This window comes from Synergistota bacterium (assembly GCA_021159885.1).
Taxonomy (GTDB): domain Bacteria; phylum Synergistota; class GBS-1; order GBS-1; family GBS-1; genus AUK310.
This window is the reverse complement of the sequence record JAGHDO010000029.1, coordinates 38622-53305: the sequence shown is the minus strand read 5'-3', so window position 1 is coordinate 53305 and position 14684 is coordinate 38622. Positions and strand designations below refer to the sequence as shown.

Genomic DNA, 14684 nt, shown 5'->3' with positions numbered 1-14684 from the left:
TTAAAGTTTCTGGGGGAGGAACCTCATACGAAGGTGGAAAGGATAAGAAGTTCTCTTCAAAGCGGAATTCCAGACTTAAACTTGAAGCCGTTTAGCCTTTCTCTCAGGGGAATAGGGGCTTTTCCGAGCTGGGATCGCCCCAGGGTTATATGGGTGGGGATAGAAGGAGAGGGATTGGAGGCTCTTGAAACGCTGAGGAACTTTGTCGAGAAAAGCGCGAGAGAGCAGGGTTTCCGCAGGGAGAATAAACCATTTTCTCCTCATATAACTCTTGGAAGGGTAAAATCTGGGAAAATGGAAGCTGCTCTTAGGGAAGTGCTTCGAAGGAATGAGGACAGGGTTTTTGGTTCCTTCATGGTTAAGGAATTGGTTCTAATGAGAAGTCAGCTTTTCCATGATGGGCCAGTGTACACTCCCTTGGCTACTTTTGCACTGGAAGGAGGTTAATAGTGTGGGGAAAAAACAAAAGTTGACAGAGAAAAGATATTAAAAGAGGCAATTAGTAGAATAGAGAGAGCTTTTGGAAAGGGAGCAATAATGAGATTGGGAGAGAAAAGTATAGGTCCTGTGGATGTGATATCTTCTGGAATTCTTCCACTTGATATTGCCCTTGGGGTGGGTGGGTTCCCTCGCGGGAGGATAGTCGAGATATTTGGACCGGAGGCTTCTGGGAAAACAACTGTAGCTTTGCATTTAATCGCCTCCGCGCAGAGGAGCGGTGGCGTTGCTGCTTTTATAGATGCGGAACATGCTCTTGATCCTCTGTACGCGAAGGCGGTCGGCGTTAAGGTTGAGGATCTTCTTCTTTCTCAGCCGGATAGTGGAGAACAAGCTCTCGAGATAGCGGAAACTCTCGTAAGAAGTGGGGCGGTAGATGTAGTCGTCATAGATTCAGTTGCTGCGCTGGTGCCTCAAGCGGAAATAGAAGGATCAATGGGCGACGCTCACGTAGGTCTGCAAGCACGTTTGATGTCTCAGGCGTTGAGGAAACTTACGTCTATAATAAGTAAAACGAGAGCGATAGCGGTATTTATAAATCAGATTAGGGAAAAGATAGGGATGGGGTTCCAAATTGGTCCCAGTGAAACTACCACTGGGGGAAGAGCCCTTAAATTTTACTCCTCGGTGAGGCTTGAGGTTAGAAGAGGAGAGACAATAAGGAAGGACCATGAGATTATAGGGGCGAGAGTAAGAGCTAAAGTCGTTAAGAACAAGGTTGCGCCTCCATTTAAGCAAACTGAGTTCGATATAATATACGGGGTAGGGGTACCTCGCTCCTCGAGCGTTTTCGAAGCCGCTTTAGCAGTGGGAGTTATAAGGCAAAGTGGATCTTGGTTTTACTTTGGTGAGGATCGCCTCGGACAGGGCAGAGATGCCGTAAGGGCGTATCTTGATGCTAATCCGGAGGTCTTGGATAGTATAGAGGGGGCTGTTTTGGAGCGTCTTGGGCTTAAGAGGCCTGAGGATAAGGAGGTCTCGAAAAAAGAAGCCCTCTTTGAGGAAAAGAGTTAAATCTCTTTAAGCGATGATCCTTGAAAACGGAATAAAGGGGGTGATAGCCATCGGATATATTCACGTTATAAATATTTTGATGGCTTTTGTTGGAGGTATTGCTTTTGGATACTGGTTCAGAAGATATATGGCTGAAAGAAGGATAAGAAGCGCCGAGGAGGAGGCTAAGAGTATAATAAGTAAAGCTGAGAAGGAAGCTGAGTCTATAAAGAGGGAAAGGATAGCTGAGGCTCGTGAGGAGATTCACAGATTACGAGTAGAGTGGGAAAGGGAGTATAGGGAAAAGAAAGGGGAACTTCAGAGATTTGAGAGAAGGCTTCTTTCGAGGGATGAATCCCTCGAAAGAAGGAGTGAGATGTTATCCCGCCGTGAGGAAGAGCTTAAGCAGAGAGAAAGAGAAATTGAGAAGCTTAAGAAGGAGGTGGAGAAGATAATAGCTGAGCAGAGGGAAACGCTTGAGAGATTATCCGGCTTGTCATCTGAGGAAGCAAAGGAGATGCTCCTTAAAGGGCTGGAAAGGGAGATAGAGAAGGAGGCGGGAATGCTCATAAAGGAGATGGAGAGTCAGGCGAGAAGAGAGGGAGAAAAGAAGGCGAGGGAGATCATTTCCCTTGCGATTCAGAGATGCGCCGTTGATCATGTCGTAGAAGCTACTGTTTCTGTTGTTCCTCTACCTAATGACGAGATGAAAGGCAGAATAATTGGGCGAGAGGGGAGAAACATAAGAACCTTTGAGACCTTAACCGGTGCCGATCTAATCGTAGATGATACCCCAGAGGCGGTTATAATATCGTGTCATAACCCGGTAAGGAGGGAGATAGCGAGAAGGACGCTCGAGAAGCTTGTAGCTGATGGTAGGATTCATCCAGCTCGCATAGAGGAGATGTATTATAAGGCGAAAAAAGAGGTTGAGGAGGATATAAGGGAGGCTGGAGAGGATGCCGTCTTTGAGACCAAGATTGGCAGAATGCATCCCGAGCTTGTGAAGCTTCTTGGGAAGCTTAAGTATAGAACGAGCTATGGGCAGAACGTTTTAAACCACTCTCTTGAAGTAGCCTACATAGCAGGCGTTATGGCTGCTGAGCTTGGGGAGAATATCACGATGGCTAAGAGAGCGGGGCTTTTGCACGACATTGGGAAAGCAATCGATCTTGATGTTGAAGGAACACATGCTCAGATAGGTGCTGAGCTTGCTAAAAGATATGGAGAATCTCTAGAGATAGTTCATGCTATAGAAGCGCATCACGGAGAGGTAGAGCCTCAAACCATACTTGCAGTTTTGATACAAGCTGCAGATGCTATTTCTGCTTCACGACCCGGAGCGAGAAGAGAAACGTTTGAGGAGTATATAAAGAGGCTTGAAAATCTTGAAAGGATAGCATCCTCCTTTAGCGGTATAGAAAAGGCGTATGCTATACAGGCTGGAAGGGAAATAAGGGTAATCGTTAAACCGGAAGTTGTGGACGATGCTCTTTCGGCGAAGCTTGCTTACGATATAGCCAGAAAGGTTGAAAGTGAGCTTAAATATCCTGGTCAGATAAAGGTAACCGTTATAAGGGAGACGAGGAGCGTTGACTACGCGAAATAGTATACCGAAGGTTCTCTTTATAGGAGATATAATAGGAAGGCCTGGGAGACGGGCTGTGCGCGAGCTCCTTCCTGAGCTCAAGAAGGAGCTTGGGGTTAATCTGGTGATAGCCAACGGAGAAAATGCTGCTGGAGGCTTTGGACTTACGCAAAGCGTCGTTGAAGAGATTCTTAATGCGGGTGTGGATGTCATAACCACGGGCAATCACGTTTGGGATAAGAAGGAAGTATTAGAGATCCTAAGAAGCGATGAGTATCCCGTCTTAAGACCCTATAATTATCCACCTGGGGTACCAGGGAGGGGATTTATAGTTTTGGATTCCTTAATTGTGGCTAATTTCCAAGGTAGGATATTCATGGTCCCAATAGATTGCCCATTCACGCGCATGGATGAGATGTTGGCACTTCTTGCTTCAGAGGATAAGCCTATACTGGTTGATTTTCACGCTGAAGCAACATCTGAAAAGCTTGCCTTTGCTTACTACTTTGATGGTAGAGTCAGCGCCGTTTTTGGAACTCATACACATGTGCCGACCGCCGATGAAAGGATACTACCTAAGGGTACAGCTTATATAACCGATGTTGGCATGACGGGTCCAGCTAATTCTATAATAGGGATGAGTCCGGATAAGGTCATAAAGCGCTTTTTAACAGGGATGCCCGTAAAATTCGAAGTTGCTAAGGGGGAGGTAGTCTTGCAAGGGATCGTTGTGGAAATCGATCCCATATCAAAGAAGGCTATCTCTATAAAGAGGATTCAAAGAACGCTTGCTCCTTCGTGAAGTATATAAAGGAAGGGCGTGCGCTTAAGCGCACGCCCTTCTTATTTTACTTACTTTTGCTTTCGGTTGCTTTCTTGCTCTCGGCTTCTTTTACCCTTTTGCCTTTATTAGATTCTTTCTGCTTTGGTTTTGCTTCTTCTTTGGCAGCTTTTTTCTCCTTGGGAGCGGGTGGAGGAGGAGCGAGCGAGGGATCAATGTATTTAATTTCTGCCTTAGCGCGAAGGGCAAGGATGAACTTTCTCTGCGCTTCGGCTCCCTCGGTATACCTTAATATCTGTTCAAGCTGCTTTTTGACATCTTCATAGCTTCTTTGCTTGGGAGGTATGATGGAGAATACATATCCCACCCAATATTTTTTCTCCTTGTCATCTTTTATGATAAATGGTGATTTCGCTTTAAACTCCTTTTCCTCCTTAGAAAATTGCTTTGGAAGCTCACGAAGGCTTTTCTTTTCCGGCTTGGACTTAGGAGCTATATCGCTCCACTTTTTGCCAGATTGAAGCTCTTTATAAATTTCCTCTGCCTTCTTGGAATCCTTTAACTCTAAGTAAGCTATTTCATACTTCTTGGGCTCGACGAAAGCCTTCTTATACTTTTCGTAGAGGTTTCTTATCTCCTTTTCATTAACCTTAACGTTCTCTTGAATTTTACTGAGCAGCTTTCTCACCGCTAAGTCTTTTTCCAGGCCTCTTTTAAGATCGGATACAGTTACTCCCTGTCTTCTTAAGAATCTGAGAAACTCCTCCTTGCTCGGAAACTTCTTTTCAAAGCTTTTAATGGCATCATCTATTTCCTTTGATGATGGTTTTAGCCCTTCTTTTAAAGCTTCCTGATAAAGGAGCTCATAGTTTATGAGCCCTTGAAGTACGCTTCTTCTTATCTTTTCAAATTCCTCTTTCTTCATGTTTCTCAGATCTTCAGGCTTATATCTGGATAGCTCCCTTCTTAAGGTGGAGTTTAAAGCAGCCTTCGAGATTGGCACGCCGTTTACTATGGCTGCCGTTGTTGGTGCTCCGCCCGTTCTTCTACCCCTTAGATACGCGCCATATCCCAGATATATCGAAAAAGCGAAGAAAATAGCGACGATAATAAAGATGAGCTTCATCTGACTTCTTAAAGTTTTAAACATCTTGTTCTTACCCCCTCTTCTGCATATTTTACTCGCTCCTAAGATTATACCACAAAATTTGATATAATCTTTTTAAGGCTTTGTTTTTAAAAAGGGGGGTGTTTCCCGTTGGAGCTATCACATGATCAACTTAGGGCAAGATGTCCCTTAGAGTTATTCGATTTTAATACTACGGAAGAAATAGAACCGTTTAAGGGATCTATAATAGGACAAAATAGAGTGGTTAAGGCTGCGAACTTTGGTCTTAGGGTAAAAAGCCCAGGGTATAATCTTTTCTTTGTTGGGATGAGCGGAACGGGAAGAACAAGCTATGCTAAGAAGGTTGCTCAAGAAGTTGCCTCTACTGAGCCCCCACCTTCAGATTGGTGCTATGTTTATAATTTTAAGAATCCCTCGCGTCCAGTTGCTCTCTCGTTCCCGGCAGGCAGGGGGAGAGAGTTCAAGAGAGATATAGAGGAGTTGCTTGAGGAGCTGAGAGTTCGCATACCTAAAGCATTTGAAGGGGAGGAATTTGAGGCTAAGAAAAGAGCGGTTTTTAAAGAACTTCAGGAGAAAGTAAACGAGCTCATGGAAGCTTTAAACAGGGAAGCGGAGCTTCTTGGCTTTGTGGTTAAGAGAACCCCAACGGGGTTTGTGAACGTTCCTCTTGTTGATGGAAGAGAAATGACACAGGAGGAGTTTAACTCGCTTCCCGTTGAAAGAAAGAGAGAGCTTGAAGCGCGATCCTTGGAGCTTCATGAAAGAACTATGCAAGTTATGAGGGAAATTCAAAAGCTTGAGAGAGACGCGAGAGCGAAGATAAAGAAGCTGGAAAGAGAGTTATGCGTTTTCGTTATAGGAGGGCTCTTTAAGGATCTTAAGGAGAAATATGTTGAGCTTCCTAAGGTTGTTGCTTTTCTCGAGGATATGATGGAGGATGTGGTTGATCATCTTCACGATTTTCTCGTGAGAGATGAAGAGCAGGGGGGACGCAAGCCTCCGATTTCATTTGATAGGTATAAGGTGAATCTTCTTGTAGATAACTCTCATCTTGAGGGAGCTCCTGTTGTTTTTGAGAGCAATCCTACCTATTATAACCTCGTTGGTAAGCTTGAGTATGAACAAAGGATGGGATTTTTGATAACAGACTTCACTAAAATAAAGGCAGGAGCCATCCACAGGGCAAATGGGGGATACCTTATCCTACATATTGTGGATCTCCTGAGAAATCCCGGCGCTTGGGATGCTTTAAAGAGAGTTTTGAAAACCCGGGAGGTTAGAATAGAAAACATAGCAGAGCATATAGGCTTAATTCCCATATCTGGTCTGTCGCCAGAACCCATTCCCGTTAATCTTAAGGTCATGCTTATAGGAAGTCCGCTTATGTATCATCTTCTTTCGATTTTCGATGATGATTTCAAGAAGCTTTTTAAGATAAAGGTTGACTTCGATGTTGAAATGGAAAGAAGCGAAGAGAACGTGAGGGAAATATGCTCTTTTATCTCTTCTTATTGCAGGGAGGAAGGTCTGCTACACTGTGATAAAAGCGCTGTTGCTGCTTTGGTAGATTACAGCAGCGAGCTTGCCGAGGACCAGAAAAAGCTTTCTACGAAATTCAGTGATCTTATAGCGGTTCTCGTTGAGGCTAACGCTTGGGCAGTTATGGAAGGTAGCGAGTATATCACTGCCAAGCATATTAAGAGAGCCATAGAGGAAAAGATATACCGTGAAAACAGATATGAAGAGAAGCTTAAGGAGATGTTTGCGAGAGATCAAATCATCGTTGAGACTGACGGTAGAAAGATAGGACAGATAAATGGCCTTGCGGTGTTGAACGTTGGAGATTATTCATTTGGGAAGCCCAGTAGGATAACCGCTACCGTTCATCTGGGGCAGAAAGGCGTTATAAATATAGAAAGAGAAAGCAAGATGAGCGGAAAAATTCATGATAAGGGAGTCATGATACTTTCGAATTATATGGCTTCACAGTATGCTAAGGATTTTCCGCTAACGCTTTCTGCAAGCATATGTTTTGAGCAATTATATGATGGGGTAGAAGGGGATAGCGCATCTGCAGCCGAGCTATATGCCCTTCTTTCGGCGATCTCGGGAATCCCCTTGAGGCAAGACATAGCAATAACCGGTTCGGTGGATCAAAAGGGGAATATACAGCCCGTCGGTGGTGTTAATAAGAAAGTAGCGGGATTCTTCGATTTTTGTAAAATAAAGGGCCTAAATGGCAGTCATGGCGTTATCATTCCCTATAGAAATAGAGAGAGTCTTATGCTGAGAGAGGATATAGTGAGCGCCGTTAAGGAAGGTAAATTTCACATATACGCGATAAAGACCATAGATGAAGGCATAGAGATACTAACTGGAATGTCTCCAGAGGAGTTCCACCGTGCGGTTGAGGCGAAGCTTAGAGAGATGGCCGAAGCTTTAAGAGAGTGGGGTAAAAAGGGGGAGGAGAAGACCAAGGAAGCTGACTCAAAGGGAAATGTGGGGTAATCCGACATACTATCTTGAGCTGGTTGATTCTACACAAGAGGAGGCAAAGAGGCTTTATAAAAGAGGAAAGCTAAAAGATGGGACTCTGGTGTGGGCTGAAACTCAGATTCGTGGAAAGGGAAGGCGAGGAAGGAAGTGGTTCTCACCAAAGGGAGCGGGATTATGGTTCACGATTTCTTTTAGGCCATCTCTTTCATCAGACAAGCTCCAGCTCATTAACATCGCTTCCGGTGTGGGAGTCTCCTCATTCCTTCGAGGGAAAGGACTCGATGCAAAGCTAAAGTGGCCAAACGATGTTCTCGTTCGAGGTAAGAAGATCTGTGGCATACTTACGGAGGGAATCTTCAACGGAGATAAGTTAGAGTTCTGTCTCTTGGGAGTTGGACTTAATTTAAGAAAATCCTTTGGTTTTCCTTCTGGTTTACGCGAAAGGATAACATCTTTTGAGGAAGAAGCAGGCTACATTCCAGCGGTCGAGAAAACGCTTCGAGATATATTAAATGAGCTTTATCATAGTAATCAGCTTCTTAAAAGCTATCCTGAAAGGATTCTCTCTGAGTATAGAACTCTATGTGAAACGCTGGGAAGAAAAATAACTTTCGAGAAGGAGGGAGAAATTCTTTCTGGCATTGCTGAAGACATAGATGATAGAGGAAGGCTTATAGTTAGAGTGGAAGACTCCTTTGAAGTTCTTTCTTCGGAGATGCTTCTTAAGGTAGGTGAGTGATCTTGCGGACCATGGAAGGGGAGCTTCTTAAGCGTGCCAAGGAGGGAGACGAAGAAGCATGGGGAGAGCTTGTAAGAAAATACGCACCATTCATAAAGCTTATAGCTAGAAAATATTTTATTCCGGATGTGGACTTTGAAGATATCGTTCAAGAAGGCATGATAGGTTTTCTTAAAGCAGTTAGATCATTTGATCCATCTAAGCTTACTGGCTTTAAAACTTTTATGGAAATGTGCGTTGAAAGGCAGATTATAAGTGCTCTAAGGAGAGCTACCAGGCGTAAGGATCTTCCTCTCGAAAGCAAGGTTTCGCTTGATATTGAGCTGGGGAGCGAAGGTTTGGATATAGATGAGAGCCTCTCTAAGAGAGAGGCTCTTCATGGTTTTTATATCTCCCTTAGTGATTTAGAGAGAAGCATACTTCGTGAGTACCTTGAGGGAAAAAGCTACTTTGAGATCGCCCAAGCCATAGGCTGCTCCCTAAAGACGGTGGATAACGCCCTTCAAAGGATTAAAAGAAAACTTAGGAAGGCTATGGATTTATCGAGGCTCTAACATCTAAGATAAACTCTGCTGCCATTCTCGCAACCTCGGCGCATAGAAGAGGACACTTATCCAAGCCACCGTTAGCTACCCAGGCTTCTCTTTCTCGGGGATCCTTAAGATCATAGCTTCTGCCGAAGATTTTCTCCTGAAGCTCAGAGCATCTGACGCATCCAAACTTATTTTTAAATCTGTTGAAGAAATCAGCTGCTATTTCCATGGTTTTAGAGTATTCATTATACAACTCGAACCTTTCTGGACCAAAGGCTAAGCCTATAGCTATGATTGCTCCCGTTAAAGCCCCGCATATTTCTCCCATTCTGGCAACACCACCCGCTAAGGCAGTACATGCTCTAAAGCAGTGCTTAAAATTTTCAAAGGATAGCAGATGTAAGTGTTCGTTTAAGGCGGTTAAAACGGACCTTGTGCAACCGCTGTAGGCTCTTTCGTTATTATAAGCGGATCTTGCCACCGCATCAAGGATTTTTTCCTTGGAGCCCGGAAGAACGCTTGTAGAGCGATAGATAGATTCGTCTCGCTCGAGTCTCAGCCAATCGATCTTATCAGACACGCGAGACACCTCCTTTTTTCTTTTTGTGAAGTATTATATATCATAAAGGGGTGATTTACGCGTGAGGGTTTTTGCCGTTATTGTTGCTGGAGGTGAGGGAAGAAGGTTCGGGTCCCCTCTACCGAAACAATTTGCAAGAATTTTCGGGAAAACTTTACTTGAGATGTCTGTTATTCCTTTTGAAAGAAGCGATCGCGTTGATGAAATAATCGTGGTTGTTAATTCATCCTACCTTGAGCTTGGAAGGAGAGTATTAATGAGCTTTAAGAAAGTCATGAGAATAGTGGGGGGAGGGAAAACACGGCAAGAGAGTGTTAGAAAGGGTTTGGAGTCTATCAATGAGGACGAGGGAAAGGTTTTGATTCACGACGCGGTAAGGCCCTTTATCTCTACTATAAAGATAGAGGAGGTTATTGACTTGCTTAATGATTATAATGCCGTTAGCCTTGCGCTTCCGGTTAAGGAAACAATAGGAATTGCGGGTGAAGGAGGAGTTTTGATTGATATTCCTGATAGAAAAAAACTCTTTTCTCTTCAAACTCCTCAAGGCTTTAAGCTCTCTCTTATAAGATGTGCTCATGCTAAAGCCTTGGAGGAAAACTTTAGGGAGGCAACTGATGATTGTAGCTTAGTAAAAAGGTACTTTCCTGAAAATCCCATTTTTCTCGCTCCTGGAGAGGAGAAAAACATCAAAATAACATATTCCATGGATTTGAAAGTAGCAGAGGCTATGCTATCTTTTAGTGAAAAGGGGCTTGAAAAATAAGCTAGAAGGTTATATAATATGTGTTGATGCTGGAAGCCGGAGTGGTGGAATTGGGAGACACGCTGTCTTGAGGGGGCAGTGGGTTTTTTGCCCGTGCGGGTTCAAATCCCGCCTCCGGCACCATAAGATAGAGCGAAAAGAGAGGCGCTCACTCGAGTGAGCGCCTCTCTTTTTATGTTATATTGTTGTTTCCTCCCCAGGTTTAAGAACAATGGGAACTACGCTGCGTTCCTTTGCCCCCTTAGCGAACTCCTCTGGATCTGCTTTTATAAGTGGCCAGGTATCATAATGCATAGGTATAACCCTCTTGGGTTTTATCAAATCAAGGGCTTTCAGCGCATCTTCCAGATCCATCGTGAAGTTTCCACCGATGGGAAGAAGTGCAAGATCAATCTTTTCATCTTTAAGGAGCATCATGTCAGCTATAAGACCGGTGTCTCCAGCGTGGTAGACTTTCTTTCCCTCAACTTCAATTATTACTCCGCAGGGATTTCCTCCATATAGTATTTTCTCTCCCTCTATTATTCCGGAACCGTGTGATGCAGGAACAAGCTTCACCCTTCCGAATGGAAAGCTTGTTCTCCCCCCCACATGCATAGGATGGATCTTCGCTCCTTTGGCAGAGCAGTAATTGGCAAGCTCGAATACCGCCACAATGGTAGCACCTGTTTTCTTGGCTATCTCTATGCTGTCTCCTAAATGGTCTCCATGACCGTGAGTTAAAAATATGTAGTTAAGTTCGTTGAAATCCTCCGGTTTGGCAGCCGCCTGTGGATTTTCCCTCAAAAACGGGTCAATAAGAGCTTTCAACCCCTCTCCCTCGATGTAGAAAGCGGCGTGTCCCAAGAACTTAACTTTTGCCATTTTTTAATCTCACCTCCTTAGTCTCTTTTTATAATTGGAAGAAAGAGCTTAACGCTATTCAAGCTTTCCAGAGCGTGATCTTTTCTCCCGGTGATTGGAGGCAGAAAGCGCCAGTACGGATCATCACGGAATTTTACCATAACCAGCGTTCTTCTTAAGAGAAGTTCCTTCCAGCTTCTTGATTTCAGTGCTCTTGGATTCCAATTCGGTAGGATAGCGCTTTCAAAGAGGGGATACTTCCCCGGTGCGAAATCCACGATCATCCACTGAGTAAGCCCCCATGCTATTTTTAACATTTCTTTGCTTAGCGAGTGTTTGTAGGGTATTATCTGAAATCCTCCTATTTTGCCCATTGGAGAAGTGGATATACATATAACGCCAGGATGGTTTGCTCTTACCCTTCCTATTCCCGTAAACTTGCTACCGGTAAATCTTCCCACACCCTTGACGGGTTTTATAACCCTGCCGATAATTCTCTTTTCTCCGCTTACATACACTGCTATTATCTTTCCACCCACGAAGTTCTGAAAAATTAGCTCTACGATTTTGCTTCTTTCCTTAGATACGACTATCTCGATTTTCTCAGGAATTCCCTTTCTCGGTTTACATATAACTTTGCTCCCTACAAATGGGGAGTATCCTCCACCAAAAATAGTATATTGAGGAGGAATGTCGGTCAAGATTGAACTTTTAAAGCGAGCTCCTGATGAATAGCTTTTTAAGGGTAGAATGCTTATAAGCCCCTCTTTTCGTAAGATATGGATGGCGTTTACCGCAGATGCGACTACTCTGTCTATCTTGCCCCACTTGCTTGCGGTAAAGGGTCTTGCATTATATTCTTCCGCTGGTTTTAGAACTCTACCACAGTAGATTTCTCTCCCATTTTCAGCTATGATTATCTTTCCTCGAAGCTCGTTCTCTACTTCGATGATGAAATACAAGCTACCGTGGGCGAGATTAGGTATGGAGGAGAGAAGAAAAATAAAAAGAAACAAAAATAGCTTTGGAACTGTTCTCAACCTTTATCATCCTCCTGTGTTATAATATTCAAATGGGAGGTGAGTTATTTTGAGGAAGAGCCGAAGATTAGCGATTCTCGGTTTTATGATCGCACTTAGCGTAGTCCTTTCTCGCTTTGGGAGCGTAAGAATTGCCATAGGTGGCGTTGAGGGTATAAGGGTAGGATTCGGCTCATTCCCACTTATATTTCTCGGTATCTTTCTGGGACCGGTTGAGGGAGCCATAGGCGGAGCTTTAGCTGACATAATAGGCTACATAATCTCTCCCATGGGACCTTATATGCCACACTTTACCCTTACAAGTGCGCTCAGGGGTTTTATCCCTGGGATAACAGTTATTCTCTTTAAGAGGTTTTCGTTTACTTGGAGGGTAACTGTTGCCCTCATAGCATCTACCATTGTTCCGGAGATAACCCTTCTCCCATATTTTCTTTATATCCTTTTTGGAATCCCGTGGAAAGTTGTACTTGTATCCAAGCTTATAGGTTCTGGAATACAGTTCCCCGTTTATCTTCTCCTTTTTAACATCCTCTATAGGCGAATACCTCTTGTTAGGAGACTTGAGGAGGGGATGCCTTAATAAAATGGTGTGGGGGCATCCCCCCCCTTTTTTTTCAACTATCTTTCTATTTAAGCGGTTGGAAAGTATTTATGATGCTGTTAAATATGGGAAGAAAGCGCTGGTAGTCGGATAGCATAGCTTCAAAATTCACGGTATAAGCGATATTCCTCGAGACATAATAGTATTGCTCGGCATATATTGGAATCTGCTGTCCCGTGGGGCTGTTTATGTAAGCGGTGAATACCCTCTTTATGAACTGTCTTCCATTTATAACAACCGTGGTTTCAGAATATTTTTTATAACCTGGGAATTTGCTCAGCGAATTCATCTCTACCGCAGCTGCATATCCTTGAAGAGTGTATCCTATGGGTATTGTTTCCACAACTACGCTAAAGTCTGCGCTCACCCTTGCACCTTCCACAAATATATAGTTCACATAAGGTATTCCTTTAGGGATATTCGGATTTGGCGTTGGGTTATAGTACCAACCTGGAGGAATTCCTATGCTGAAGTAGTTCTGCGGATCCCTGTATATAGACCATCCTGTGGGTACCGGTGGTACGGTTGGTGCGGGAGTGGGTGTTGGTCCGGGTAGAGACGGCGCTGGCTGTGGTATTGGTTGTGGTTGTGGTGCTGGCACTGGTTGTGGTGTAGGTATGGGTGTTGGCACTGGTTGTGGTGCCGGCGTTGGTTGCGGAATTGGAGCTGGAGTGGGTGCGGGAGATGGTGTGGGCGTTGGAGGGAGCGTAGGTCCTGGAGTAGGTACGGGTGTTGGAGTAAGCCCTGGTGTGGGAGCTGGCTGAGGCGTGGGGGGTGGAGTCGGCGTAGGTTGTGGTACAGGAGTTGGTGTTGGTTGTGGTTGTGGAACCGGCGTTGGTTGTGGAGTTGGAACTGGAGTCGGAGTAGGTGCCGGTGTGGGCTTTGGAGCAGGAGATATGGAGATGGGTCTTGGCTTAACGGATATGGTATCGATAACCCTGTCCCAAACGCTCATGTATTTTTCATATAGGGAGGAGGGGCCAACATAGGCAACTATAAGAGTATCTCTTCCTGCCTTTATGGAAATAGTTTGCATCCTTATTTTCTTGCCATCTTTTGTTGTTAAAATGTACTCGTTTAATATGCCGTTTCCAGCACCTGGAATTGGGATGGAACTTGTTTTGGTCTTTCCAATACTCTGGGTTTCATATTCCTCTTTGGCGAAATCGAGGATCTCGTTCGTGATCTCCCTTAAGGATGTATTTTTCAGGTATCCTACTGCTATACCAGAAAACTCTGCTGTTTCTTCCTCGGTCGGGGAGAAGGCTACTAAGTTCTCATCGATGTTGAACTTCTCCCAGGCTGTGGGTATCTTGATAGTTATCAGGCCGTTAAAAAGCTCGTATTCTTTAAGGGGCGTAGGTACCTGCTGTGGCTTGGGTTTAATTTGCAGGGTTGGTTTCTGAGATGGCTTTGGCTGGGGTTTCGGTGCAGGCTGTGGTGTTGGAGCAGGTGTGGGTTTAGGTTGCGTTTTAGGCTTGGGTGTGGGTTGAGGAGCTGGAGCTGAGGGTGCAGGTGTAACACTTGGTTTTTGTTTAGGAGCTGGAGGAGAAGCCTTGAAGCGGATGCTTCCAAGTATTTTCCCCAGCGTTTGTAGGTTCTTTTTATAAAGGTTCTCTTCCGACAGTATGGTTATAATGAAGCTCTTTCCATTAATTTGTCCAGAATAAAGGAGTATAATCGCTTTCTCACCATTTCTGGTTTCTGAAACAAGCTTTTCCAGCTTTACGGTTCCAACACCTGGAAGCTTTGTGGTTTCTGAACCCAGCTTCTTGGGTTCAGATTTCGCATTTATATTTTCCTTGATCTCACGAAATAGCTTTTCCTTTTGAGCCTTTAAATCTTGCTTTTGAGGGCAGATGATTATCATAACGCCGATATTTTTATGGGGATCGAACATAGCTGCCATGTTTTCTTCCTCGCCGCTTTCCCAGCCGGATGGTATATCGACGATAATGCTTCCTTTGAAAAAGCTCTTCTGAGTAAACTTAGCGGGCTGATTTGCAAGAGCTATTCCGGCCGTGATTATAAATATGGTTGCAAGAATCATCGTGATTTTAAAGATATGCCTCATTTTTTCTGTCACCTCCTTATTAA

General features: G+C 44.2%; 14 protein-coding genes and 1 tRNA gene. 10 read left to right on the top strand and 5 right to left on the bottom strand.

Annotated features, from left to right (window positions below):
* From thpR to J7M13_02745, 4 genes are all read left to right on the top strand, one after another.
* A partial coding sequence (thpR, locus tag J7M13_02760; GenBank protein MCD6362909.1) for an RNA 2',3'-cyclic phosphodiesterase occupies positions 1-447 on the top strand: 447 nt, incomplete at its 5' end.
* A gap of 36 nt (positions 448-483) precedes the next feature.
* The gene (gene recA, locus J7M13_02755; protein ID MCD6362908.1) at positions 484-1512 is read left to right on the top strand and encodes a recombinase RecA; all 1029 of its coding nucleotides are present in this window, start codon (positions 484-486) and stop codon (positions 1510-1512) included.
* A 13-nt stretch (positions 1513-1525) separates the two neighbouring features.
* Complete coding sequence (gene rny / locus J7M13_02750) at positions 1526-3100, top strand: ribonuclease Y (protein ID MCD6362907.1); 1575 nt, start codon at positions 1526-1528, stop codon at positions 3098-3100.
* A gap of 1 nt (position 3101) precedes the next feature.
* Complete coding sequence (locus tag J7M13_02745; GenBank protein MCD6362906.1) at positions 3102-3881, top strand: TIGR00282 family metallophosphoesterase; 780 nt, start codon at positions 3102-3104, stop codon at positions 3879-3881.
* A gap of 46 nt (positions 3882-3927) precedes the next feature.
* Here J7M13_02745 and J7M13_02740 read toward each other — a convergent pair whose 3' ends face one another.
* Complete coding sequence (locus J7M13_02740; GenBank protein ID MCD6362905.1) at positions 3928-5010, bottom strand: SurA N-terminal domain-containing protein; 1083 nt, start codon at positions 5008-5010, stop codon at positions 3928-3930.
* Between the two features lie 108 nt (positions 5011-5118).
* Between J7M13_02740 and J7M13_02735 the strand changes: the two genes are divergently transcribed.
* Genes J7M13_02735 through J7M13_02725 form a run of 3 tightly spaced genes read left to right on the top strand, consistent with a single transcriptional unit; the run spans position 5119 to position 8778 of the window.
* Complete coding sequence (locus tag J7M13_02735) at positions 5119-7497, top strand: AAA family ATPase (protein ID MCD6362904.1); 2379 nt, start codon at positions 5119-5121, stop codon at positions 7495-7497.
* Positions 7487-8224, top strand: a complete 738-nt coding sequence (locus J7M13_02730; GenBank protein MCD6362903.1) for a biotin--[acetyl-CoA-carboxylase] ligase — start codon at positions 7487-7489, stop codon at positions 8222-8224. Before J7M13_02735 ends, J7M13_02730 begins: the two co-directional genes overlap by 11 nt.
* A gap of 11 nt (positions 8225-8235) precedes the next feature.
* A complete protein-coding gene (locus J7M13_02725) occupies positions 8236-8778 on the top strand; it encodes a sigma-70 family RNA polymerase sigma factor (protein ID MCD6362902.1) in 543 nt (180 codons plus the stop codon).
* Here J7M13_02725 and J7M13_02720 read toward each other — a convergent pair.
* Positions 8756-9337, bottom strand: a complete 582-nt coding sequence (locus J7M13_02720; protein MCD6362901.1) for a C_GCAxxG_C_C family protein — start codon at positions 9335-9337, stop codon at positions 8756-8758. The genes J7M13_02725 and J7M13_02720 overlap by 23 nt on opposite strands.
* A gap of 61 nt (positions 9338-9398) precedes the next feature.
* Between J7M13_02720 and ispD the strand changes: the two genes are divergently transcribed.
* Both ispD and J7M13_02710 read left to right on the top strand, forming a co-directional pair.
* Positions 9399-10103 carry a 2-C-methyl-D-erythritol 4-phosphate cytidylyltransferase gene (gene ispD, locus J7M13_02715; protein ID MCD6362900.1) on the top strand — a complete coding sequence of 235 codons (705 nt, stop codon included), beginning with the start codon at positions 9399-9401 and terminating at the stop codon, positions 10101-10103.
* Positions 10104-10138: 35 nt separating this feature from the next.
* Positions 10139-10226 (top strand) — tRNA-Leu (locus tag J7M13_02710).
* Between the two features lie 54 nt (positions 10227-10280).
* Here the strand turns inward: J7M13_02710 and J7M13_02705 are convergent.
* Both J7M13_02705 and J7M13_02700 read right to left on the bottom strand, forming a co-directional pair.
* Positions 10281-10967: a metal-dependent hydrolase gene (locus J7M13_02705; protein ID MCD6362899.1), complete on the bottom strand. Its 687-nt coding sequence runs from the start codon at positions 10965-10967 to the stop codon at positions 10281-10283.
* A gap of 17 nt (positions 10968-10984) precedes the next feature.
* On the bottom strand, positions 10985-11986 hold the full coding sequence (locus tag J7M13_02700; GenBank protein ID MCD6362898.1) for a hypothetical protein: 1002 nt from the start codon (positions 11984-11986) through the stop codon (positions 10985-10987).
* A 49-nt stretch (positions 11987-12035) separates the two neighbouring features.
* Between J7M13_02700 and J7M13_02695 the strand changes: the two genes are divergently transcribed.
* Positions 12036-12566, top strand: coding sequence for a folate family ECF transporter S component (locus tag J7M13_02695; protein ID MCD6362897.1), 531 nt, complete (start codon positions 12036-12038; stop codon positions 12564-12566).
* A 46-nt stretch (positions 12567-12612) separates the two neighbouring features.
* Here J7M13_02695 and J7M13_02690 read toward each other — a convergent pair whose 3' ends face one another.
* On the bottom strand, positions 12613-14661 hold the full coding sequence (locus tag J7M13_02690; protein MCD6362896.1) for a hypothetical protein: 2049 nt from the start codon (positions 14659-14661) through the stop codon (positions 12613-12615).
* Positions 14662-14684 lie beyond the last annotated feature (23 nt).

Excerpts from the sequence above, each read along its gene's own strand:
- rny (MCD6362907.1), top strand. The coding sequence starts at position 1,526 with ATGATCCTTGAAAACGGAATAAAGGGGGTGATAGCCATCGGATATATT.
- J7M13_02740 (MCD6362905.1), bottom strand. The coding sequence starts at position 5,010 with ATGTTTAAAACTTTAAGAAGTCAGATGAAGCTCATCTTTATTATCGTC.
- J7M13_02730 (MCD6362903.1), top strand. The coding sequence starts at position 7,487 with ATGTGGGGTAATCCGACATACTATCTTGAGCTGGTTGATTCTACACAA.
- J7M13_02725 (MCD6362902.1), top strand. The coding sequence starts at position 8,236 with ATGGAAGGGGAGCTTCTTAAGCGTGCCAAGGAGGGAGACGAAGAAGCA.
- J7M13_02705 (MCD6362899.1), bottom strand. The coding sequence starts at position 10,967 with ATGGCAAAAGTTAAGTTCTTGGGACACGCCGCTTTCTACATCGAGGGA.
- J7M13_02690 (MCD6362896.1), bottom strand. The coding sequence starts at position 14,661 with ATGAGGCATATCTTTAAAATCACGATGATTCTTGCAACCATATTTATA.